Raw genomic sequence first — 22,176 nt, forward strand, 5'->3', positions numbered from 1 at the left:
CAAAAAACCAATTAGGTTCAAGGCCTGCCCCAAGTCCTGGTTATATGTCCGTGCCATTACTTCATTAAAGCAGTAAAATTCAGTTCACCAAACAGCTTACTTTCCATCTTCTTGTGGTAGGTATATTAACTATTGTATTACATATGATGACTCTGTTTATGTGTGAATCTAAAGACATCTGCAAAACATTTTAAAACATTTAAGCCTATTGACATGCTCATGTCAGCCATGATACATTATGAAAAAATTAGTCACGTTAAACACGATGATGGAAAAAAGACGTTGCTTCGTCTTACAGAGAGCCGATGGTAGGTGTGAATCGGTGGCAGGCAAATGGTCTTGAGCGCTCCTGAGTTATTGCATTGAAATTGGAGTAGGTGCAATCGGTTTAGACCCGTTATCCTCTTCGGTCTTCATTGACCGCTAAGACTGTCGTTGCGAAACGGCGGTGAATTAGGGTGGTACCACGACAACTCTCGTCCCTTATTGCGCAAGCAGTATGTGGATTGAGAGTTTTTTGATTTATTTTAAAGGATATCTGTGGGATCACTCTATCTGCTTCACCTTCCCCCTCTGTTGCGACACCGCGTTGTTGGGCGGAAGAATCAACCTGGTTTTAAGGAATACCTCTTCGCTGAGGTCAGACCTTGACGATATAGATACACATACCTAAGGAGGAAGAAACCATGTACAAAGTGTTAGTGTCGGACCCAATCAGTGATCTGGGGATCCAGCAACTGGTGGATGCAAATGATGTTGTTGTTGAGAAGAAAACCGGTCTTAGTGAAGATGAACTTGTTGCCATTATTGGTGAATATGATGCCCTCTTGGTTCGCAGCCAGACTCGTGTTACAGATCGTATTATGACGGCTGGTACCAACCTTAAGGTGATCGGACGTGCAGGTGTTGGCGTAGATAATATTGATCTGGAAGCTGCTACACAGCGCGGTATCATCGTTATTAATGCACCTGATGGCAATACCATCACAACCTGTGAGCACACGTTTGCCATGATGATGGCATTGGCACGACACATTCCTCAGGCATATGCCAAGACTATTCAGGGTACGTGGGATCGTAAAACCTTCCTGGGTGTGGAATTAAGAAATAAAACGCTCGGTGTACTGGGTATGGGACGGATCGGTAGTGAAGTTGCCAAGCGCGCCAAAGCATTCGGAATGGACATTCTTGCTTACGACCCGTTCCTCACGGAGGAGCGTGCCGAGAAGCTGCAAGTGAAGCTGGCTAGTGTAGATGATATCATTCGCAATGCAGACTTCATGACCGTTCACACGCCATTAACACCGGAAACACGGCATATGATTTCACGTCCACAATTCGAAGTGATGAAAAAAGGCATGCGTATCATCAACTGTGCTCGTGGTGGTGTAGTTGACGAGATGGCACTTGTCGAAGCCATTGATCAAGGTATTGTTGCTGGTGCAGCATTTGACGTATTCGAAAGCGAGCCACCAGCCGCTGATCACCCGTTCCTGAATCACCCAAGCATTATCGTTACGCCTCACCTTGGTGCGTCCACAGTAGAAGCACAAGAGAACGTGGCTATCGATGTATCGGAACAGGTGCTTCACATTTTGCGTAACGAACCATTTAAAAACGCAGTTAACATGCCGGCTGTTGCACCAACCGTGATGAACAAATTGCAGCCTTATTTCAAACTGGGTGAAACGTTGGGTAGTTTTGCAGCACAGATTACACAAAATGCAGTGCAGGAGATTCGGATCGACTATGCTGGTGAACTTTCTGAAGTAGATACTTCTCCTCTCACACGTTACATTGTGAAAGGGATTCTCGCCAGACATTTGGGTGGGGAAGCCAACATCGTTAACTCCATGCATCTGGCCAAAATCCGTGATCTGAATGTGGTTGTAAGCCAAACCTCTACAACTAAAGGATTTACTAACCTGATTACCGTAACATTGGTTACAACTCAGGATGCTGAGGAACGTCGTGTAGCAGGTACATTGCTTGCAGGTTATGGAGAACGTATTGTTCGTCTGGACAAATTCCCGGTAGATATCGCTCCGGAAAGTCATCAAATCTTGATCTCACATAACGATAAACCAGGTATTATCGGTCGTGTAGGCACACTGCTTGGACAAAACGATGTCAACATCGCATCCATGCAGGTTGGACGTAAAATTATTGGTGGTGCAGCGATCATGATTCTGACCGTAGATAAAGCTGTTCCAAAAGATGTGCTTGTGCAGCTTGCTGCGCTGCCTGAAATTAATACTGCTGTTGAAATTGTTCTGGAATAATCATACGTATTGTAAATGTATAAGAAAAGACGGGACCCTCTTGGTTCCGTCTTTTTTTGTCGCGAAGTAAATTACGTATTCATTTCAATTTTAAAGTAATTCTAATGATGGTGAGTGATACTTCTGGCCGTGCGGAACTTACTCTTTCGGTCGCCCCAAGCACCTAATATTGGATTGACCCACTATCTGGAAAGAAAGAGAAACCCAAGATCTAAAAATGATCTGGGTTTCTCGACAATCTGATGCACTAATCCCATAAGAGTTCCATTTCATTTGCCCATTAGGGAAATAGTCTTAATACGTTATCGAACTATTAACTTAACTGAATAATGTTTAGTGTAGATCCCGGAGGAGAAAGAATAGCTGTGCCAACAAGCCCGAATAATTGTAACTGTATTGTTGAACCAGCGGTAACGGTAACCATAAAGTCAGACTGCAGCTGACTGAGTGAAAGTACTGGAGATACTACACTCGCTGGAATAGCTGTACCGTTAAGTAAAACCCGAGATTGGATAGCAAGTGCAGCTGTCAGATTTATTCTGTATGAGATATAGTAACGACCTGCATTGGCAAGCGTGAAGGTGTCATTTGTCCCATTGACGGTTATACCTGTGCCAATATTTTGGTTATTCGGTAATGGAACGAGTGTACCGCCCAATATTACAACAATCGTACCATTAGTGTTCTCAGCAAAAGCCGAGTTAGATGTTACAGATGTTCCCGTTGCTCCTGTAACTCCAGTTGTCCCTGTTGCCCCCGTACTTCCCGTTACGCCAACTCCGGTGGCCCCGGTTATACCTGTCGCTCCTGTTTCCCCAGTCGCACCAGTTGCTCCGGTACTTCCTGTTACGCCGACTCCCGTGGCCCCGGTTATGCCTGTCGCTCCTGTTTCACCAGTCACACCAGTAACTCCGGTACTTCCCGTTACGCCAACTCCTGTGGCTCCGGTTATACCTGTTGCTCCTGTTTCACCAGTGGCACCAGTTGCTCCGGTACTTCCTGTTACGCCGACTCCCGTGGCTCCGGTTATACCTGTCGCTCCTGTTCCCCCAGTCACACCCGTTGCCCCGGTACTTCCCGTTACGCCGACTCCCGTGGCTCCGGTTATACCTGTCGCTCCTGTTCCCCCAGTCATACCCGTTGCCCCGGTACTTCCCGTTACGCCGACTCCTGTGACCCCAGTTATACCTGTTACTCCTGTTTCACCAGTGACACCAGTAACTCCGGTACTTCCCGTTACGCCGACTCCCGTTGCTCCGGTTATACCTGTCGCTCCCGTTTCACCAGTCACACCCGTTACCCCGGTACTTCCTGTTACTCCGACTCCCGTTGCCCCCGTTATACCTGTTGCTCCTGTTTCACCAGTGGCTCCGGTTAACCCTGCCGCACCCGTCGCTCCCGTTTCACCTGTCAATCCCGTACTTCCGGTCACGCCGACTCCGGTTGCTCCTGTAACCCCAGTCGCTCCGGTCAACCCTGCAAGACCCGTCGCTCCCGTTTCACCCGTTGCACCTGTTAATCCGGTACTGCCGGTTACGCCAACTCCAGTTGCTCCTGTAACTCCAGTTGCTCCTGCGCCCGCAAGCAATGTGTAATCTGGTGAAGTCCCCGGCGTTCCCGTTGGTGAGGCTACATTCGCAATATACGTACTGCCGTTGAACGTTACAACCTGACCCGCTAGATATGTTGGGGCTACGGCTGGATCGAATGGTAAAATGCCACTTAAACCTACACCTGTCGTTCCTGTTACGCCCGATGCTCCCGTGACTCCGGTACTTCCTGTTACTCCAACGCCAGTTGCACCTGTCACACCCGTTGCTCCTGCTCCAGCAAGCAATGTGTAATCTGGCGATGTGCCCGGCGTTCCGGTTGGTGCTGCCACATTCGCAATATACGTACTGTCGTTAAACGTTACAACCTGACCCGCTGGATACGTTGGGGCTGCGGCTGGATCGAATGGCAAGATACCACTTAAACCTACGCCTGTCGCTCCCGTCACTCCTGATGCTCCTGTGACTCCGGTACTTCCTGTTACTCCAACTCCAGTTGCACCTGTTACACCCGTTGCTCCAGCGCCAGCAAGCAATGTGTAATCTGGCGATGTATCCGGCGTTCCGGTTGGCGATGCGACATTCACAATATACGTACTGCCGTTGAACGTTACAACCTGACCCGCTGGATACGTTGGGGCTACGGCTGGATCGAATGGTACAATGCCATTTAAACCTACGCCTGTCGCTCCTGTTACGCCCGATGCTCCCGTGACTCCGGTACTTCCCGTTACTCCAAAGCCGGTTGCTCCTGTAACACCTGTTGCTCCCACGCCCGCAAGCAATGTGTAATCCGGTGAAGTCCCCGGTGTTCCGGTTGGCGATGCTACATTCGCAATATAGGTACTGCCGTTGAACGTTACAACCTGACCCGCTGGATACGTCGGGGCTACGGCTGGATCGAATGGTACAATGCCACTTAAACCTACACCTGTCGCTCCTGTTACGCCGGATGCTCCGGTACTTCCTGTCACTCCAACGCCAGTTGCACCCGTCACACCTGTTGCTCCAGCGCCAGCAAGCAACGTGTAATCTGGCGATGTGCCCGGCGTTCCGGTTGGTGCTGCTACATTCGCAATATACGTACTGTCGTTAAACGTTACAACCTGACCCGCTGGATACGTTGGGGCTGCGGCTGGATCGAATGGCAAGATACCACTTAAACCTACGCCTGTCGCTCCCGTCACTCCTGATGCTCCTGTGACTCCGGTACTTCCTGTTACTCCAACTCCAGTTGCACCTGTTACACCCGTTGCTCCTGCGCCAGCAAGCAATGTGTAATCTGGCGATGTATCCGGCGTTCCGGTTGGCGATGCTATATTCGCAATATACGTACTGCCGTTAAACGTTACAACCTGACCATCTGGATACGTTGGGGCTGCGGCTGGATCAAATGGCACAAGGCCTGTCAATCCCGCCCCGGTTGCTCCCGTTACACCTGTGGCTCCTGTAGGCCCTGCACCTGCAAGCAATGTATAGTCTGGAGAACTTCCTGGCGTACCCGTTGGCGAAGCGACATTTGTAATATAAGTACTGCCACCAAACGTGACGATCTGTCCAGCTGCATATGTTGGTGCTAATGCGGGATCGAATGGCACGATGCCGCTTAATCCTGCACCTGTGGCTCCAGTTGCACCAGTCGCCCCCGCAGCAGCGATTAATGTGTAATCCGATGAAGATCCTGGTGTTCCTAGAGGACCATCTACACTCGTAATGTAAGTACTACCGTTATACGTAATGACTTGACCTGCTGGATAACCCGGGGCGAGCGCTGGATTAAATGCCACGGCTCCTGTCAAACCAGCTCCGGTTGCTCCGGTTGCTCCCGTTGCTCCATTCGTTCCACCCGACAGCAAAAGAGTGTAGTCTGGAGAACTTCCGGGTGTACCCAAGGGACCGTTTACATTGGCAACATAAAGACTACCCTCGTAGCTTACTACTTGACCTTGAGCATAAGTTGGTCCCAGTGCAGGATCATATGCAGTAATATTGTTCAAACCCACACCAGGTGCTCCTGCCGGACCCTGTGCTCCCTGTGGACCAACTGGGCCAACCGGTCCTACTGGTCCAATTCCTCCCGGTGTTCCAGTAGCCCCTTTCACCCCAGGGACTCCTGGAACACCGGGTACCCCCGGAACTCCTGGCACTCCCTGTGGGCCAGCTGGTCCGGTAATCCCTCCAGTTCCAAGAGTTGTCGTCGCCCGACTTAGCGATATGGAGATCGATCGAATTAATCCTACAAGTTTATCTTTTTCTGCAGGTGGTGCTTCCAGAAGCAACGTCACACTTAACAAGTCATCCAGTAAGTTTTGCAAGTTACCTGCGAGATTAATAAGAGGAACAGGGACAACCTCTGAACCTGCAATCGTTAATTCCAATACGGCTTGTAATTCTGCCTTTACTCCGGCACGAAATCCGGATTGATTTACAAAAGTAAGTAACTGGCGTAATCCATTCTGTAATGACAGTATATTGGCTGAAATCGGCTGACTAATTGCAGCAGGAATAGCCACAGCCAAAGAACGCAGTATGGATTCAAACTGCTCCAGTTCGCTTGTGGTTATTGGAATAAACGGAGAGCCTGCTCTAAAAGATCTGCCTTCCAGGAAAGCTTTAATATTGACCCTTTTTCGATCATCGGACATGCTTAACTCAATCCTCCTCTATCTTGCTTGCTTTTCAAGCTTATGTCATATAGGAAGGAAAATTATCTTGGACACTCTTTTTAGTCAAAAAAAGACCATTCTTGTTCCACGTTGAACAAGATTAAACGGTAGTCTTCAACAAAAAAACACCCTCCATAAGAGGGTGTTTCCGCACTTTTTGTATGAAATTCAGGCTATTTCGATGAATCCAAAGGAAATTGCAAAATAAACTCTGTCCCTTCGCCAAGCACACTATTGACGGTAATCATGCCTTGATGCGCATCAACAATATTTTTCACAATCGCTAAACCAAGCCCCGTACCTACACTTTCTCCCCGAACACGAGCCTTGTCTGCTTTGTAGAATCGTTCGAAAATAAATGGCAAGTCGGATGATGGGATACCTACACCCTGATCCTTCACAGAAACTCTGACAAATGGAGCACGAAGATAAGTGACCCGCTCAACTGAGATCATAACATTTTTTCCAGTAGGTGTATGTCTGAACGCATTATCCAGCAAATTCGTAAATACTTGCTCAAGTCGATCCTCATCTGCCTGTTGAAGTTCAATGGTTGGCTGTTCGAACTCAAAGTGCAGTTGAATTCCCTGTTCTTTTGAACGCACCGAGAACTTCCGATATACACGTTCAAGTAATTCTCCAAGGTCAACTTCCTTCATCACCATGTCCGTGTGTCCAGCTTCCATCCGGGCAAGATCAAGCAAGTCTTTAACCAATCTACCCATCCGGAGGGACTCATCATGAATGACCTGGATCAGTTCTTCGCTCTCTTCCGGTGAGGTTGCCATGCCGTCCAAAAGGGCTTCACTGTAGCCTTGCATCATGGATAGCGGTGTTCGTATCTCATGAGATACGTTAGCCACGAAATCACGCCGCATTTTCTCCAGACGCACTTCTTCGGTTACATCTCTCAAGACAGCCACAGCCCCTCTGACAACACTGTCAGCATACAACGGTGCCATCTGAACAGACCAGACACCTTGCTGTACGTGAACATTGGAGTTCTGGTCTCCACCTTGCTCCATCACCATTCTGAACAAAGGGAGAAGGGGCTCAGGTACATCACGCGAAGTTTTGTCAGACTGCTCGGATTCTTGTCCTTCGTCCATTTTCTCCCAATCGAGATCATACCATGCCTGCATGATCTTCTCTCCAGGCGGATTCGTCAGAATAACTTTGCCTTCACCATCAAATGTAACCACCGCATCGGTCATGCTGCGAAGCACACTTGCCAAATGTTCCTTCTCATGGTTAAGGTTTCGAATATTATCTTCCAGTTGGGCAGCCATATGATTAAATGTGTTGGCAAGTTCACCAATCTCATCACTCGTTACCAGGGAGAGACGTGTTCCGTAATTCCCTTTGCGAATCGCATTGGCTGCCTGAATCAATTGCTGCATGGGCTGCGTTATTTTGGTGAATAGAAACAATGCAAAAAACGTGGTTAAACTGAATCCGATTATACAGATATAGGTGAACAACCGCTTAATATCTCTGGATTCGGATTCTGCAAAGTTCGTATCAATGTAGGGCAGCAAAAAAAGACCCAGCGCAATAAGTACACAACCCACAAGGCAGATAATAGTGATCCATAACTTCCCGACCAGTGATCTCCAGAAACTAAAACTACTTCGGTACTTCCAGTTTATAACCCACACCCCACACCGTCGTAATCATGGCCGCCGATTCAGGCGATACCTTGTTAAGTTTCTCGCGAAGACGCTTCACATGCGTATCCACGGTACGAAGATCGCCAAAGAATTCGTAATTCCATACATCCTTGAGCAATTCTTCTCTGGAGAAAACTTTGTCGGGAGATGTTGCCAGGTAGTGCAGTAATTCATATTCTTTTGGTGTAAGACTAATCTCTTCGCCACCAGCGGTTACCCGGTGGGCATCATGCTCTATAACCAGATGCGGGAACACGATGTTGTTACTCGAATTGCTCTCCTTGGAGAGATAAGCCGTCGCGGAAGATCGACGCAAAATCGCTTTGACACGATAAATCACTTCACGCGGGCTGAATGGTTTTACAACATAGTCATCAGCGCCAACTTCGAAGCCTTGAACCCGGTTAATCTCTTCACCTTTTGCAGTGAGCATCAAAACCGGCGTTGATTTCACCTGACGAAGACGGGTACACACTTCAACTCCATCCATACCTGGTAACATCACATCAAGCAAAATCAGCCCGTAGTCCCCTGCTGTTGCTTTACGCAGCGCAGTTTCCCCATCCTCGGCTTCATCGATTTCATAACCTTCTTTTTCAAGATACATTTTTAAAAGCCTGCGGATTCTCTCTTCGTCATCCACGACCAGTATTCGATTCTCATGTTCAGCCATGCCTCTCCAGCCCCTTTGCAATAACTCCTCATCACTTCTATTATGTTCGATCTGGCGAACAATATTTGAATACCCTTCAATAAAAAGGTACATTTGTGTTTCCCGCTTCTAAACTCAACCTTTGCAATACGAGTCAGTCCTAGTCCGCACCAGCGTAAGAATGTAATCCAGCAATGATCAGATTCACCCCAACTAGCGTAAACATGACGACTAGGAAGCCAAGAACTGCAAGCCATGCAGACTTCTGACCTTGCCAACCTCTGGATAAACGCAAATGCAGATACACACTATAATATAGCCATGTGATCAATGCCCACACCTCTTTGGGGTCCCAGCCCCAAAAACGACTCCAGGCAATCTGAGCCCAGATCATGGCAAAGATTAATGCTCCCAGCGTAAATATCGGAAAACCGATGGCAATCGCACGATAACTTATCTCATCCAGATCATCGGCATCAATTCCATCCATCATTGGCTGTAACGCTTGTCCAAGTGGTCTGCGTACAAGAAGTCGTACAATTCCATATAGGATCAAACCTACAATAAGTGACCAAACCACCGTATTCAGCTTGCGCCCGGCATTTACGCCGTTCATCCAGGAAGGCGTCTCAAGTAAAGGTTTTTTCATGCCAAGAAACGGTGTCATGCTCTCCACTTCGCTATTATATGGTGCAAAAATCGGAGGCATGCGATAATTCACTTTCTCTATTGTACTATTTTCCTGTACCTCTGTGTCAATGCTGACCGTTTTCTGTACAAAAACTGCCTCGTAACCAGCTGCACGAAAGGCAAATACCGTCCCGATAAATCCGATAACGACGACAATCGTAACCAGGGTGAATTCAACCCATCCTCTTTGCCGTCTTGAAGACTTGTCTTTACCACTGAAATCAACCGTACGGAGCAAATACATGAACCCTGCGGCAAAACCCACGGCGAAGAATGCTTCACCAAGTGCAGCCAACGTCACGTGAATTTTCAGCCAGATGGACTGAAGTGCCGGGATTAACGGCTGTACCTCCTGAGGAAATACAGCAGCGTAAGCCATTATAATGATGGTAAGTGGTAAGGCAAACAAACCCAGTAGTGACTTCCGATATATGGCGTATACAACGATAAATGCAACCATGATCATCATGGACAGAAAAGACATAAACTCGTACATGTTACTAACCGGGATATGCCCTGCCCCAGCCCATCGTGTTGCAAAAAATACAAGATGTGCTGCCAAAGCGACAGTCGAGGCAATGAAAGCTCGTTTACCCCAGCGATTCATATGGTCCAGAGGATCACGATTGCTCCATTTTTTGCCCATTACCGCAACACCATATAAAAAGAATGCGGCACAATAGAGAAAGAAAGCTACGATAAATGCGTCGCTGCTGAAATCCAATAAATTCATGCTTGGTTCCCCCCGTTATCCAACGACTTCTCTTCCACTTCCAAATTCATTTGTCTCAAAACAGCCGCGACTTCACGCCTGAAGCCAAACCAGTTTTTGTTGGTATGTCCACCCAAGGTAAGCTGTTGATCATCAAAACGAATCCAGATGCGGCGATGATGCCAATAAAAACCCATGACCAGACCCAACATGACAATGCCGGCTCCTACCCACACAAAAGGCATTGCTTTATCCACGCGTATATTGAGATAACTTACGGATTGAATAATATCAACCTTGTCCATGCTGTCTACTTCCAACTGTAAAGGAATCTCTGCTCCGATCAGCTGTTGGTTAATTGCATCCTGCTGAAACCGTTGCTTATCAATCTGCTTCGCAAAATAAAGATATTGTATCCCCTCTTCCGGCAGATTCGGTCCCTTAATGAGAAAGAGAAAAGCAGGTGCATTAGGTGAAGGCGATTTTGATTTGGGCTGACCATTCTCATCCAATCCAAAGTCCATGAACTTTTCCTTTACGGTCAGTTCATAAGGACCCGCTTCAAATGTTTTTTGGGTATCGACCATATCAATCTTAATCGCCCCATATACTTCACCAGTCTTTGTATTGACCAGATCCGGCGTTACGGACCGAATGGTAGGTGTGAGATCATAATCAAACTGATATGCTTTCAGACCGTTATAATTTAATGGATGATTCACACGAACATCATGTCTGGCCACCTCAGCCAATTGAGGTTTTTTCGAAAGATCCGAACAATCTGCTGTACATTCATATAAAATAACTTTTGTTTCGAACAGTTTTGGAACGGTCTTATTCAGGTTACGGAATTGCTCAGGTACTTCTTCCTCACTGTAAAATTCAACATTAAACTGTTCATTTTTCAGATACATCGACGTATTCGGGATCTTTTTGATCTCACCTTCTGGAAAAGCAACATGCTCATCCAGATTCAGGCCAGGTAGCCCTCGTGCGAGCACCGCCAGCAGAAATATAATGAGTCCAATATGGATGACATATGGGCCCCATCGACTGAATCGCTGTTTCTCGGCGAGCAAAGCATCACCTTGGGTGTGCACTCGGTAGCCTTTCTTTTTAAGCGGCGTAACCGCTTTCTTAATCCAGTCTTCTGGTGCCTCTTCGATATATCCTTGGTACACCAGACGCTGTCTCGTCAGAAATTGCGTATGTTTACGTATTTTCTGTTTATTCAGTGCTTTGTAGAGCGGTAGGACGCGATCCAGACTGCATATCACCAATGATGCACCAATCAGCACCAACAGCAAGATAAACCACCAGGATTCGTATGTATGGGATAAACCCAACAGATAATAGATATGACCCAACTGACCGTATGTTTCTTTGTAATAAACGGAAGGATCAATATTTAAAAATGTACTTTCTTGCGGATAGATCGTACCAAGCATAGAACCTACAAGCGTGAAAACAATCATATAGACGGCAATTTTGACGGATGAAAAAAAGTTCCATATGCGGTCAATGATGTTGGGATTACTGCGCTGTGAACGGCGCGCCATGCCATCATAACGCATTTCCAGCACTTCATTCGATTTAGCTTCAGACTCCAGTATCGGTTTCCCACATGCTTCACATAGTACAGTGCCAACCGGATTCTGGTGTCCGCACTCACATTTGGTATTTTGGAACACGAATAGACCTCCTATCAGGGCTGCTTCGCCAGTTGCGAAATTTGAGCGTCAAGTGTGTCCAAATCAAGTTGCCCGATATGAATGGTAGAGATTTTGCCCGTGTCGGACACAAAGAATGTCGTTGGCATCGGAGAGATCCCAAAATCACGAACCGAGTTTTTCTCACGGTCTAACATGATTGGAAACGTAACCCCAACCTGCCGTACAAAATTATCCACGGTCATCTGGTCTTCTCCAACATTAATTCCGACAAATTGTACTCCCTGGTCCTTCCATTTGTCAGCTTGCGCCTGAAGTGCAGGCATTTCTTTAACACAAGGTTCACACCAAGTGCCCCAGAAATTGATCACCATTGCTTTTCCTTTGTACTCATCAGACGTATGAACTTGACCATCCAGGCCCAGCAGTTCAAAAGAAGGAGACTTATCCCCTTCCTTTGGCTTGCCATTCGAGCCGGATACCGATGTGGTAATCGCATATCCGCCCAACACCAGGATCAATAACAAAATGACGATTTGCACCGTTCTTCTTGATTTGCCCATGTGCTGCTCCCCTTTTAAGTGACTGTAGCATTCGCATCTTATTGGTCTAAGACAACTGTGAACATCCTATGAACAATTATAGCGAATTTCGTCACAAAACTGCGGCGGTTTTATGAAAATTATGTGTCCTCACATTACCTTTTTTTCATTTTTTTGGCTGGTTCTGATTGTGCGAGGGTAATCAGGTTGTTGACTTCCTCTTTGGTCAGATGACGTGTCAGACCACGTTTCAGGTTTTGTAGCAAAATACCACCAAACGAAATCCGTTTCAGACGGGTTACCGGATGGTTGATTGCCTCGAACATACGTCTAACCTGACGGTTACGTCCTTCATAGATCGTAATGGAAATGACCGACTCATTAGCCGCTGTATCCACATCTTTGTACTCTACCTCTGCAGGAGCCGTCATGCCGTCATCCAGCATAATGCCTGTCTTTAATTTCTCCAGAGCTGTACCATGTGGCACACCTTTGACCGTTGCGTGATACGTTTTGGGTACGTGATGCTTCGGATGCGTCAGCAAATGTGCAAACTCACCATCATTGGTAAGGATCAATAAGCCCTCTGTGTCATAATCCAGACGACCTACAGGATATACGCGTTCCTTGACACCTTTCAGGTAGTCGGATACAATTTTCCGACCTTCCGGGTCAGATGCACTTGTGATTACGCCTTTTGGCTTGTTCAACATCAAATACACTTTTTTCTCACTGCGGATCGGTTTTCCATTAACCGTAATCATATCCTCTTCGGGGTTCGCTTTTGTACCCAGTTCGGTTACGACCTCCCCGTTAACTTCTACTTTGCCGGACAGGATTAGTTCCTCGCTTTTGCGGCGGGATGCAATGCCTGCCTGTGCGATAATTTTTTGTAATCTTTCCATGTTTGTCATGTCACCTCACACTAATGATACCCATCAAACAGGGAAATCACAAGGATAATCCAAGGATTTTGTTAACTGGCGACACGAATATGTATTTTAGGCTACCTCCCCCTTTGAGATTGACGCAAAAAAAGCCTGCCTTTACACGACCTGTTGAACACAGATGGCGTAAAGATAAGCCTTTTCCTCAAATCATTTAATTGGAAACTTTTCCGGCAACTGCAACTTGTTTTTTGGGAGGTTTAGTACTCTCTTTAATGAAAGTCTCCAATGTCTTGGAAGTAATATAATAGGTACGTCCACCGTACACAAATGTCATCATCCCAATGACCCGGTTGTTCTGATCCAGAACAGGGCCACCTGAATTACCTTGGGCCATGGATTTCACAATACTGCCGATTCCCTTTTTACCTGGAACATCCGAAGCTTGAGAACTAAACACTCTGCTTTTGGCTATCGTATTGAAGGTTGAAGGAAAATCTTCATCCAGGATGACCAGATCACCAGCAGGATTTTTGGGGAATCCAATCGTATAGACAACCTGGTTATCCCTCGCGTTTGCAAATGTGACCGGTTGGGCGTCTATTTCCTTGTCCAGCTTCAGCAGCGCCATGTCTGTCACCGGATCTGTCTTCATAATCTTTGCCTTTACAGGCTTTCCTAAGGAACCTGGGCTCGCAACAGTCAGTGTGCCTTCATCACCATCAGACAGTTCAGCAAAACTCTGAACGACATGGTAATTCGTGAGCACTTCATCCTTCGAGATCAGTATCGAGGTACCAACATCATAATATACCATATCGGGTTCATCCTGCTTGACCAAACGTACATTCACGACTGGAAAAGAATCTGCCGTAACTGCCATTTGTGCACGCAGCTGTTTATCGAAGTAACCTGTAAAATGTATCGTCTGAACGGCTTGAGCTGCCGCCAGCCCCGTTGACCCTGCGAGCATTGCAATAGCAAGCACGCCTGTCATTCCGACACGGAGCATTCGTTTCCAACTCTTCTGCATGTCTCACTCTCCTCCGCTATTATTCTAGCATATCTAATATATCGGAAGGAAAGGAGATATCTTTTAACCAAAAACGAGCAAACAAATGGCGAGGGCAGCAATAAAACCAACGACATCGGAAAACAACCCTACTTTGAGTGCATATCGACCGTTCCGTATCCCTACAGCCCCAAAATAGACAGTCAGCACATATAATGTGGTGTCTGTACTCCCCTGAATCGTAGACGCCATACGTCCGATCATAGAGTCGGGACCATGGGTTTTGATCAGATCGGTTGTAAACGCCAGAGAGCCTGTCCCCGTTAAAGGACGCAATATTCCGAGTGGCAACACTTCGCCTGGAACACCCATCCAGCACACCAGCGGAGCGAACAGACTAATCACAAAATCCAATGCACCCGAGGCACGAAATACACTGATTGCGACCATCATGCCCACGAGATGCGGAATAATACTGATTGCAGTGGAGAAACCATCCTTTGCCCCATCAACAAAGGATTCGTAAACCGGGACCTTTTTGGTAAACGCATATAATGGAACAAACGCGATAATAACCGGGATGGCCCAGACGGAGATCCAGTTGATGAAGGTTAACAAAGGTGCTCATCCTTTCATGCCGGGATTGCCACTTTTCTGTATGCGCGGCGGTTTGTGTAAAGCCCTGTTCCGATACCAGCGATCGGCGATTATAGCAGCAAGTGTAGCGATAATGGTAGCCATCAATGTTGTTCCCACAATCTCTGTAGCATTGGCAGAATGATAGTTTAAGCGGATGGCGATCAGCGTTGTCGGAATAATGGTAATACTAGCCGTATTCAGAGCCAGTAAGGTGCACATGGCAGGAGAAGCGGTTTGTTTGTCCGGATTAAGCTCCTGCAGCTGTTGCATGGCTTTGATTCCCATTGGAGTAGCCGCATTTCCTAGCCCCAGCAGATTCGCACTCATATTGGAGAGAATATAACCCATCGCCGGATGATTTTTGGGCACATCGGGGAACAGGAAACCCACAACCGGACCGAGCAGCTTGGCAATCCGGGCCAAGAGGCCAGCATCCTCAGCCATTTTCATCATACCCATCCAGAACACAAGAACACTAATCAGTCCAAAACAGACCGTGACTCCCGTTGCAGCCCCATCAAAAGCAGCTTGCGTGACTACTTCGATATTGCCGTTGACGGCTGCAAAAGCAAATCCGATTAAAATCATGAGCAGCCATATTAGATTAATCATGGATGATATCCTCCCTTCAATTGCGATTTAGCTACGGAGACAACAGGTGGCTTAACACGGCACGCCATGCAGCTGCCCAGGAAGAGACATCACCTATTCCACCCAGCGTTGCATCTTCTGTCTTCGGTTCAGGAGGAATATAACTGCCTTTGCGATACACCGGAATTGAGCCAACAAGTTTTCCGTCAAGTTGCATATCAATGCGACCTGCCAATCCGAACGAAGGATCTGTCGATTGTTCCTTGCCATCCGTTTCCGACTGTCCTCGATTTTCGTGTAGTATCAATTTCTTGGTCAATGAGCCTTGTTCACTTTTAGCCAGTGGGTACCAGAATCCCCGGCCCGTAACAACATCTGTATTTTGCACAGGCTGTTCTTGCTTCGCGATCTCTACCAACGGGAAGTATTCAAACCCGAAATCTAGCATCCGAGCATGATCGTTCCAATCGTTTCCGTCGTTCAGCGTTACTGCGGCGAGCTGCTGTCCATTACGTGTAGCGGAGCTGACCAAACATCTGAAAGCTTTCTTTGTGTAGCCGGTTTTAACGCCATCTGCACCTTCATACATCCGCAGCATTTTATTTTTGTTATGCCAAGAGTATTCCCAGCTTTCATTGGGGTTCGGTGCGGATTTGTCCTCCGTGGCTACGATGCGTTTGAACACCGGATTGTGCAACGCATATGCCGTTAATCGGGCCAAGTCATTAGCTGTAGAATAGTGACCTTCTGCATCCAGTCCATGAGGGTTCATAAAATGGGAATGGGTCAGGCCGATTTGCTCCGCTTTTTTGTTCATTAACAGGACAAAGCCTTCTTCCGATCCACCGACATGTTCTGCGATCGCAGAGGCAGCGTCATTGCCTGAACGGAGCATTAGCCCGTACAACATGTTTTCAAGCGTCATCTCTTCACCTAACTTCAGATAGAGAGACGATCCTTCTTTGGCAAAAGCCGTGGGAGTCACTTTCACTTTCTCATCCAGCTTGCTGTGTTCGATCGCTACAATCGCCGTCATGATTTTGGTCAAGCTGGCAATCCGCAGTTCCTTATCCCCATCCTTGCTGTATAAGATCCGGCCTGATGTGACATCAATGAGAGCAGCGCTTTGCGCATGTGTAGACGGACCTTGAATTGTTGCCTGGGCTTGAGTAACCCCTAATGAAGACAGCAAGAAGACAGGGATAAGCATGCATGCAAGAACTTTCGTTATTTTTCGCATCAATTCATTCCTCCGGGTCACTTGGAATCTTGTACTATCTTATGTCCGGACAACTTGGAGTATGTCCCATCGGGCAAAAACAGCAAAAAATCCCTCACGCTGGGATGCGGGAGGGACGTTATCTATGAGACGTTATATAAGATATGAAGGGCTGAGGCAAAAATCATGCCTGATCCTTTTTATCCAGCATTTTAGCTACTTTTCGCATAATTCTAGAGACCCTCATCTGGCTAATGTCTTCCATATCTGCTGTCTGAGTTTGATTAAATCCTTCTACACGATGCTTGAGTACAGTCACTTCTTTCTCACTAAGCTTGCGCTTGACTGAATCAATAACCGCATCAACGTATAACTTGTCCAGAATACCTTCTTCAATGTTCTCCCCACTATAGATAGTATCCATCAAAGTCACGGATTGAGTTTGTTGATCATCAGCACCTACAGGCTCATCCAGGTACTTCACACCTTTACCCACCTGGAGTGCTTTGTTGACCTTATCTTCCTCCTCATCCAGCAGCAACGCGATTTCATGTGCTGGTGGCAGGTAGCCCATATCGTGCTCAAGTCGATTGATTCGGTTGATTAATTCCGTAGCTGTGCGAGTTGGACGAATAATGCTTGCGCTATCTCTTAGAAAACATCGGATCTCTCTGACAATCGCAGTGACAGCAAACGAACTAAATTTCACGCCACGCCCCGTATCAAATGCCCTAATCGCTTTGATGAATCCCAGACGGCCCAGTTGAAGAATATCATCCTTCTCTACACAATGATTCTTAATAATCATTTCGGGCTTTCCAATATACTTATGAACAGAATGCCAAATCAAGTTCTCATTGACCAAAATACAATCCCCGAGGAAATGCTCATCGAGCTTACAACGTTCAATATTTTCTACTTCATCCATTGTGTAGTGCTTCTTATCTACCTGCAAATTCGTACTAATATGTTCTGGAAATTTTCCCATTTGGATCTCCCTATGTAAAATTGATAAACTATACTATAGTATTCAAATTCTATTGTTAACTGATGTTTATTGTCCTTTTTTGATTATTTCAAGCATTTTTTTATGGTGCTCCTTCACTTGATTGTAGTACCAGGAGCGAGCCTTTCCCTTAGCTACGTTTCCTTCTCCCTGATTGTACGCAATGGTTGCCGTACGAAGATTTCCGTCGTACTTATCCATAAGATATTCCAAGTATATAATGCTTGTCCTAATATTCGTTTCAGGCTGATGTAGCTCCTGTTTACTCACTCCAAACGATTTCGCTGTGCTTGGAAGAATCTGAAGTAAACCAATCGCTCCATGAGATGATACACTTTCCTCTAACATCCGGCTCTCTTGCCACATCATAGCCAGAATCCAGACGGAATCGATATCCGTATCCTTCGAATATTGAACTACCCACCTCACATACTTCAGCAGCTTTGCCCGGCTCACTGTTTTCTCATGATGGAGTTCTATATACTGCTCAAGCATATCAGTCATTTGTATTTGCGCAGGAGCAACCGATGCATCTTTAACTTGTTTTCCCTGCTTTTCTTGCTTCTCTTGTTTTTCTTGCTTCATTGGTTTTACTGGCTTTATCTGCTCTTCTTGTGTTACTTCCTTTAATCTCTTGGAGTCAAGCGCTTCTTCGCCGATCGGTTTGTAATTTCCTAATGCTGATAGACTCCCGTATTGCGAAGCCAATACCACAACAGCAATAACAATACCTATTACTCTTTCTAAAGTGAGCAACAGATTCGCCCACCTCCTTACTGAAAGCCTCTATATTATAGAAGGAATAATCTCATACAACGTTAGGATTGGTCTTGTTCACTTGGTTGATATACGATGATTGCCGCAAATTCCAACGTGCTGCTGGATGGTTCAACGGTGGAGGTAAACTCCAGTCCGGTAACGAACGTGTGTGGCTTGGATAACATCCATGCGTTGATTAATTCTTCCACACCTGCAGCGCTAGCGGACACAAACGTTTTTACAGCTAAATCCGAGGCGTAGTTTAACACCTTCATTGCTCTTCACCAGATGAGTCTTGTTCCTCTTCCTTTTTCTCTTCAATGAGTTGATTAAACTCCTCTTCGGTCAGTTCATGAATCTCCAATTCATAAGCACTTGTCAGAATGTACCCCATACCATCCGTTAAATGAACGTTATAAAATGTTTGTGGTTCTTCATGGAAGGTACCCTCTTCGTAGTTGAATCCAATAACGGCTTTTTCGTAACCCGCTACACTGCCAGCAAACCATACGTTGGCCTGGGTTGTTGCGCCGGTTGGCGTCTGGATTTCATGCATATTGGTCGGCGCGTGGATATACTTTCCAATCATACTGGCTACGATTTCTTCCGTTAATTTATCTTCTTTTGCTTTGATCACATGTGTCATTGAATTATTCCTCCATTAATTAAAGTCTCGCGAATATTCTTGCCCTTACATTCTCTATACGTGTTATAGGAGCAGCAGTTAAATTGGAGCCGCAGATGAAGTATTGGTTCCGCTGCTTAGGACCATATAGTTCGTCCGCATATGGTGTACAGCCACGTCCAGATCAGCCACTCGTTTGGAGACAAAGTCTTCAATGACAGGCTCCAATGGCCTGAAACCCACAACCAAGATCGGCTTTTTATGTATATAAGCATGATGCATGATCACAATATCAGTAGAGGTCAAATGATCCATATCCAGATTAACCAAGACGGCATCAGCCTGTACCACTACTTTCTCAATGATCAAGGCATACTCCCTGTTGCTTAAATCAGAAGCTGTCGAAGAATCATGACTTGCCCAAGCGATATCCGAATACCCCTCCAGACGTTCCACAGAAAATCCTAAAACCACCACACTAAGCATCTTGTTCCGCCTTCCTTTCTGTACTAATCACTCTATACGACATAAAAAAGCACCCAGTTAAGGGTGCTCTCTCTGTTCTATGTAGGTTACTGATCTATCTTCATCAAACTTAGGCTATTAATTGCCACTTATGACTACAATGCTTCGTATTTCTCACGAATCGCTTTCCATAACTGGGATATACGTGCCTTGGATACACCTAGCATTCCTGCAATCTCTACAAATTCATACCCCGAAGTCCGAAGCTTAAAGATTTGTTTCTCACGTTCGTTCAGTCTCATATTTTCCATAATATCTGTTACAAACTCAAAATTCTCATAAGCAAACCCAGCATGACCAAGCGCTAATGCGATATCTGAGCCTTCCGATTCATCGCCACCACCCTGATCCGTGCACATGATCTGTACAGCGTTAACCACACTGAGATTTTTCTCAGACATGCACTTGCGGTACATGTCCTTGATTTTATTTTCGATAAGATGATCAACAAACGTCGACATTTTGGCTTTTTCTGCATCATACTTGTCCAGGGATTTAACTAATTTGATCATAATCTCCTGGGTCACATCTTCTTTCTCCATCCCGGCAAACGTTTTACCTCTAAGCTTGTGACGACACTTCTCCTGAGCTTTATTCAGGAACATGTCTATATCCCCAATCTCAAATAAATCATCAAAACCCATAGCAGTTGTAGCAGGCATTATACATTTCCCCCATTAACTATTTAATTATTAGTAGTTCGTATTCTTTCTTCACAATCTAGTCGCTATCCAGCATGATCTTACTCTATATTCCCGCTATTGCTCCCGAAATCTCATATACCTTATGTAGTCTTATTTACACAGAATTGAAGCTAATAAGCCTAATTACATACAAACGATCAAGAAATCTCCCTTTGATCCGCCTCCCTATTCCCATCCTATTACATTCAGAATAACAAATACGAACTAATGTTCGCAACATTTATTTATTTCGTTCGCTTATATGTCTTTTACTGACTATATACGAAGTATACGGTGAAAGGTAAAGCAGCATTTTTTACAAACAAAAAGACCAACACAGAGCGCACCACTGGAAAATACCAAAATGGTGGAATGTGTCGGTCTTGGTCTGACATCTATTTCGTCCCAATTACCGAAGATATGGCCTTCAAGTTCTTTAACAAGGTTATAGGCTTCGTCAAGATTATTAATCTATTCGATCGCCATAAGGGTAGTATAAGGAAATATGTAGGATATTGTCAACAACAAAAATTAGTTCCTAAGAACCTGTCCAGTATTCAAACGTTAGTTCATAGGTCTTAAGGCATCTTAATCTCATCATTTTTCAGCAGTACTTCAACATCCTTGTTCATCTTGAAGACTGTAATCTGCTCTGCAAAATCATGGCCAAAAAATGTTGTTTCGATGTCTTCGATCTTCAGACCCATGTTGATATAGGAGAAAACGGGGTTGAAATCTTCTCTCATCATATGTGCTAGCTTCATCTTGTATTCGGCGAAAATTTGACTTGAGTGTGATTGCATATGTTCCAGCATAAACGCTTCAGGCTTGGTGAATTTTGCTGTAAACTTTAAGATGATAAAATGATTCATGATAGAGACTCTGGTATCTACCGGCCCGCGTTCAGTAAAATCTTTTCTTATTCTGGATGCCAACTTTGCGAGCTCTCTTTCCAAGTCTTTTATCTCAATGTCCCATCCCTCCTTGCCAATCATCCTGACCCCTTCTACTGCCCCTGAACATATGAATTCAACCTAGTTTAATCAAAACTGCTTGTACAAGACAAGTTTCAATGGATGCATTAAATCAATTCACTATCAACTTTTCATGAAAAAGGAATAGACCCCAGAACTAGGCTTGGGGTATATCACTTTATTAACTATATTTTATAATTATTCAAATAAAATAGCAGTTAGTGCTGAAAAGCTAACATTAGTTAGCTTATACGCTTAATTTATCATTTCATTGGTGAGCTCTATTTTGAGCAGGCTAAACGCAACCAGGTTCAAAATGACATTGGCACCATAGTCTCTTTCGATCAAATCGAACGCTTTTTCCGTTGCTCCAACCAGATCCTCCTTATCGGAGGTCATCTCGGTAGTGACAATTTCCTCATCATTCAGTGCAAAGGTCAGCCTGTAAAGCATCTGTATTCCCCTCCTTAGAGGTCAATTCAATATTTCGCACATCGGTAAGATCAATGATATGAACCACATCGTCTGTATCTTCCAACGTGATCGATTTTCCCTCGTTCTTGTGTTTGGTGAATAGTCGGCGATATTCTTGCTTAACCTCATCCGCAGTTAACGGGATTTCGCGTACGATCTTATCCGAATCTTTCTCTTTCTGTTGTAATCTAGGATTATCTTCTATCCAGTTCACCGTCTTTTTCTTCCCACTTCCCTTGAAATAGAAATGAGCAGTAAGTTCAATATTCATCGTATACTACCTCCCGGAATAATTACGTTTTCATACTACTTTCTCTATACGTCTTATCCAAATAAGTGTTAATGCTA

General features: G+C 45.5%; 21 protein-coding genes and 1 other annotated feature. Of the genes, 1 reads left to right on the forward strand and 20 read right to left on the reverse strand.

Features of this window, described 5'->3' with window-relative positions; genetic code table 11:
* Nucleotides 1–256 precede the first annotated feature (256 nt).
* Nucleotides 257–487, forward strand: a binding site (T-box leader).
* Between the two features lie 199 nt (nucleotides 488–686).
* Nucleotides 687–2,282 carry a phosphoglycerate dehydrogenase gene (gene serA / locus MHB85_RS19710; RefSeq protein ID WP_017687669.1) on the forward strand — a complete coding sequence of 532 codons (1,596 nt, stop codon included), beginning with the start codon at nucleotides 687–689 and terminating at the stop codon, nucleotides 2,280–2,282.
* A gap of 313 nt (nucleotides 2,283–2,595) precedes the next feature.
* On the opposite strand, the gene MHB85_RS19715 is transcribed toward serA, so the two are convergent.
* From MHB85_RS19715 to MHB85_RS19810, 20 genes are all read right to left on the reverse strand, one after another.
* On the reverse strand, nucleotides 2,596–6,477 hold the full coding sequence (locus MHB85_RS19715) for a BclA C-terminal domain-containing protein (RefSeq protein WP_341073539.1): 3,882 nt from the start codon (nucleotides 6,475–6,477) through the stop codon (nucleotides 2,596–2,598).
* 194 nt (nucleotides 6,478–6,671) lie between these two features.
* Entirely contained in the window at nucleotides 6,672–8,069 is a 1,398-nt protein-coding gene (locus MHB85_RS19720; RefSeq protein WP_341073540.1) for an ATP-binding protein, read from the reverse strand.
* Nucleotides 8,070–8,124: 55 nt separating this feature from the next.
* Nucleotides 8,125–8,841, reverse strand: coding sequence for a response regulator transcription factor (locus MHB85_RS19725; RefSeq protein ID WP_017687664.1), 717 nt, complete (start codon nucleotides 8,839–8,841; stop codon nucleotides 8,125–8,127).
* Nucleotides 8,842–8,980: 139 nt separating this feature from the next.
* Nucleotides 8,981–10,243 carry a cytochrome c biogenesis protein CcsA gene (ccsA, locus tag MHB85_RS19730; RefSeq protein ID WP_091018068.1) on the reverse strand — a complete coding sequence of 421 codons (1,263 nt, stop codon included), beginning with the start codon at nucleotides 10,241–10,243 and terminating at the stop codon, nucleotides 8,981–8,983.
* Entirely contained in the window at nucleotides 10,240–11,913 is a 1,674-nt protein-coding gene (gene resB / locus MHB85_RS19735; RefSeq protein ID WP_341073541.1) for a cytochrome c biogenesis protein ResB, read from the reverse strand. The genes ccsA and resB overlap by 4 nt, the downstream gene beginning before the upstream one ends.
* A 14-nt stretch (nucleotides 11,914–11,927) precedes the next feature.
* Nucleotides 11,928–12,455 carry a redoxin family protein gene (locus tag MHB85_RS19740; RefSeq protein ID WP_017687661.1) on the reverse strand — a complete coding sequence of 176 codons (528 nt, stop codon included), beginning with the start codon at nucleotides 12,453–12,455 and terminating at the stop codon, nucleotides 11,928–11,930.
* Between the two features lie 134 nt (nucleotides 12,456–12,589).
* Complete coding sequence (locus tag MHB85_RS19745) at nucleotides 12,590–13,339, reverse strand: pseudouridine synthase (RefSeq protein ID WP_036607741.1); 750 nt, start codon at nucleotides 13,337–13,339, stop codon at nucleotides 12,590–12,592.
* Between the two features lie 196 nt (nucleotides 13,340–13,535).
* A complete protein-coding gene (locus MHB85_RS19750) occupies nucleotides 13,536–14,354 on the reverse strand; it encodes a S1 family peptidase (RefSeq protein ID WP_105599434.1) in 819 nt (272 codons plus the stop codon).
* Nucleotides 14,355–14,417: 63 nt separating this feature from the next.
* Nucleotides 14,418–14,951, reverse strand: a complete 534-nt coding sequence (locus MHB85_RS19755; RefSeq protein ID WP_341073542.1) for a spore maturation protein — start codon at nucleotides 14,949–14,951, stop codon at nucleotides 14,418–14,420.
* A 6-nt stretch (nucleotides 14,952–14,957) separates the two neighbouring features.
* A complete protein-coding gene (locus MHB85_RS19760; RefSeq protein WP_036672256.1) occupies nucleotides 14,958–15,584 on the reverse strand; it encodes a nucleoside recognition domain-containing protein in 627 nt (208 codons plus the stop codon).
* Between the two features lie 31 nt (nucleotides 15,585–15,615).
* Entirely contained in the window at nucleotides 15,616–16,803 is a 1,188-nt protein-coding gene (locus MHB85_RS19765; RefSeq protein WP_105599435.1) for a D-alanyl-D-alanine carboxypeptidase family protein, read from the reverse strand.
* A gap of 163 nt (nucleotides 16,804–16,966) precedes the next feature.
* A complete protein-coding gene (locus tag MHB85_RS19770) occupies nucleotides 16,967–17,770 on the reverse strand; it encodes a sigma-70 family RNA polymerase sigma factor (protein ID WP_105599437.1) in 804 nt (267 codons plus the stop codon).
* Nucleotides 17,771–17,836: 66 nt separating this feature from the next.
* Entirely contained in the window at nucleotides 17,837–18,544 is a 708-nt protein-coding gene (locus MHB85_RS19775) for a lytic transglycosylase domain-containing protein (protein WP_105599438.1), read from the reverse strand.
* 62 nt (nucleotides 18,545–18,606) lie between these two features.
* Nucleotides 18,607–18,822 carry a hypothetical protein gene (locus MHB85_RS19780; protein WP_105599440.1) on the reverse strand — a complete coding sequence of 72 codons (216 nt, stop codon included), beginning with the start codon at nucleotides 18,820–18,822 and terminating at the stop codon, nucleotides 18,607–18,609.
* Nucleotides 18,819–19,193, reverse strand: a complete 375-nt coding sequence (locus MHB85_RS19785) for a hypothetical protein (RefSeq protein ID WP_105599442.1) — start codon at nucleotides 19,191–19,193, stop codon at nucleotides 18,819–18,821. Before MHB85_RS19785 ends, MHB85_RS19780 begins: the two co-directional genes overlap by 4 nt.
* 78 nt (nucleotides 19,194–19,271) lie before the next feature.
* Nucleotides 19,272–19,658 carry a hypothetical protein gene (locus tag MHB85_RS19790; RefSeq protein ID WP_105599443.1) on the reverse strand — a complete coding sequence of 129 codons (387 nt, stop codon included), beginning with the start codon at nucleotides 19,656–19,658 and terminating at the stop codon, nucleotides 19,272–19,274.
* A gap of 134 nt (nucleotides 19,659–19,792) precedes the next feature.
* The gene (locus MHB85_RS19795) at nucleotides 19,793–20,359 is read right to left on the reverse strand and encodes a sigma-70 family RNA polymerase sigma factor (protein WP_105599445.1); all 567 of its coding nucleotides are present in this window, start codon (nucleotides 20,357–20,359) and stop codon (nucleotides 19,793–19,795) included.
* Nucleotides 20,360–20,958: 599 nt separating this feature from the next.
* On the reverse strand, nucleotides 20,959–21,375 hold the full coding sequence (locus MHB85_RS19800; RefSeq protein ID WP_105599449.1) for a Na-translocating system protein MpsC family protein: 417 nt from the start codon (nucleotides 21,373–21,375) through the stop codon (nucleotides 20,959–20,961).
* Nucleotides 21,376–21,609: 234 nt separating this feature from the next.
* Entirely contained in the window at nucleotides 21,610–21,807 is a 198-nt protein-coding gene (locus tag MHB85_RS19805) for a hypothetical protein (protein ID WP_192130999.1), read from the reverse strand.
* A complete protein-coding gene (locus MHB85_RS19810) occupies nucleotides 21,776–22,099 on the reverse strand; it encodes a hypothetical protein (RefSeq protein ID WP_105599452.1) in 324 nt (107 codons plus the stop codon). The genes MHB85_RS19805 and MHB85_RS19810 overlap by 32 nt, the downstream gene beginning before the upstream one ends.
* Between the last annotated feature and the right edge of the window lie 77 nt (nucleotides 22,100–22,176).

Origin of the sequence: Paenibacillus sp. FSL K6-4396 (assembly GCF_038002525.1) — a bacterium.
Classification (GTDB): Bacteria; Bacillota; Bacilli; order Paenibacillales; family Paenibacillaceae; genus Paenibacillus; species Paenibacillus amylolyticus_B.

Bases quoted from the DNA above. Each gene is read 5' to 3' on its own strand.
- serA (WP_017687669.1), top strand. From the start codon at position 687: ATGTACAAAGTGTTAGTGTCGGACCCAATCAGTGATCTGGGGATCCAG.
- MHB85_RS19715 (WP_341073539.1), bottom strand. From the start codon at position 6,477: ATGTCCGATGATCGAAAAAGGGTCAATATTAAAGCTTTCCTGGAAGGC.
- MHB85_RS19725 (WP_017687664.1), bottom strand. From the start codon at position 8,841: ATGGCTGAACATGAGAATCGAATACTGGTCGTGGATGACGAAGAGAGA.
- ccsA (WP_091018068.1), bottom strand. From the start codon at position 10,243: ATGAATTTATTGGATTTCAGCAGCGACGCATTTATCGTAGCTTTCTTT.
- MHB85_RS19740 (WP_017687661.1), bottom strand. From the start codon at position 12,455: ATGGGCAAATCAAGAAGAACGGTGCAAATCGTCATTTTGTTATTGATC.
- MHB85_RS19745 (WP_036607741.1), bottom strand. From the start codon at position 13,339: ATGGAAAGATTACAAAAAATTATCGCACAGGCAGGCATTGCATCCCGC.
- MHB85_RS19750 (WP_105599434.1), bottom strand. From the start codon at position 14,354: ATGCAGAAGAGTTGGAAACGAATGCTCCGTGTCGGAATGACAGGCGTG.
- MHB85_RS19760 (WP_036672256.1), bottom strand. From the start codon at position 15,584: ATGATTAATCTAATATGGCTGCTCATGATTTTAATCGGATTTGCTTTT.
- MHB85_RS19765 (WP_105599435.1), bottom strand. From the start codon at position 16,803: ATGCGAAAAATAACGAAAGTTCTTGCATGCATGCTTATCCCTGTCTTC.
- MHB85_RS19770 (WP_105599437.1), bottom strand. From the start codon at position 17,770: ATGGGAAAATTTCCAGAACATATTAGTACGAATTTGCAGGTAGATAAG.
- MHB85_RS19780 (WP_105599440.1), bottom strand. From the start codon at position 18,822: ATGAAGGTGTTAAACTACGCCTCGGATTTAGCTGTAAAAACGTTTGTG.
- MHB85_RS19785 (WP_105599442.1), bottom strand. From the start codon at position 19,193: ATGACACATGTGATCAAAGCAAAAGAAGATAAATTAACGGAAGAAATC.
- MHB85_RS19790 (WP_105599443.1), bottom strand. From the start codon at position 19,658: ATGCTTAGTGTGGTGGTTTTAGGATTTTCTGTGGAACGTCTGGAGGGG.
- MHB85_RS19795 (WP_105599445.1), bottom strand. From the start codon at position 20,359: ATGCCTGCTACAACTGCTATGGGTTTTGATGATTTATTTGAGATTGGG.
- MHB85_RS19800 (WP_105599449.1), bottom strand. From the start codon at position 21,375: ATGATTGGCAAGGAGGGATGGGACATTGAGATAAAAGACTTGGAAAGA.
- MHB85_RS19805 (WP_192130999.1), bottom strand. From the start codon at position 21,807: ATGCTTTACAGGCTGACCTTTGCACTGAATGATGAGGAAATTGTCACT.
- MHB85_RS19810 (WP_105599452.1), bottom strand. From the start codon at position 22,099: ATGAATATTGAACTTACTGCTCATTTCTATTTCAAGGGAAGTGGGAAG.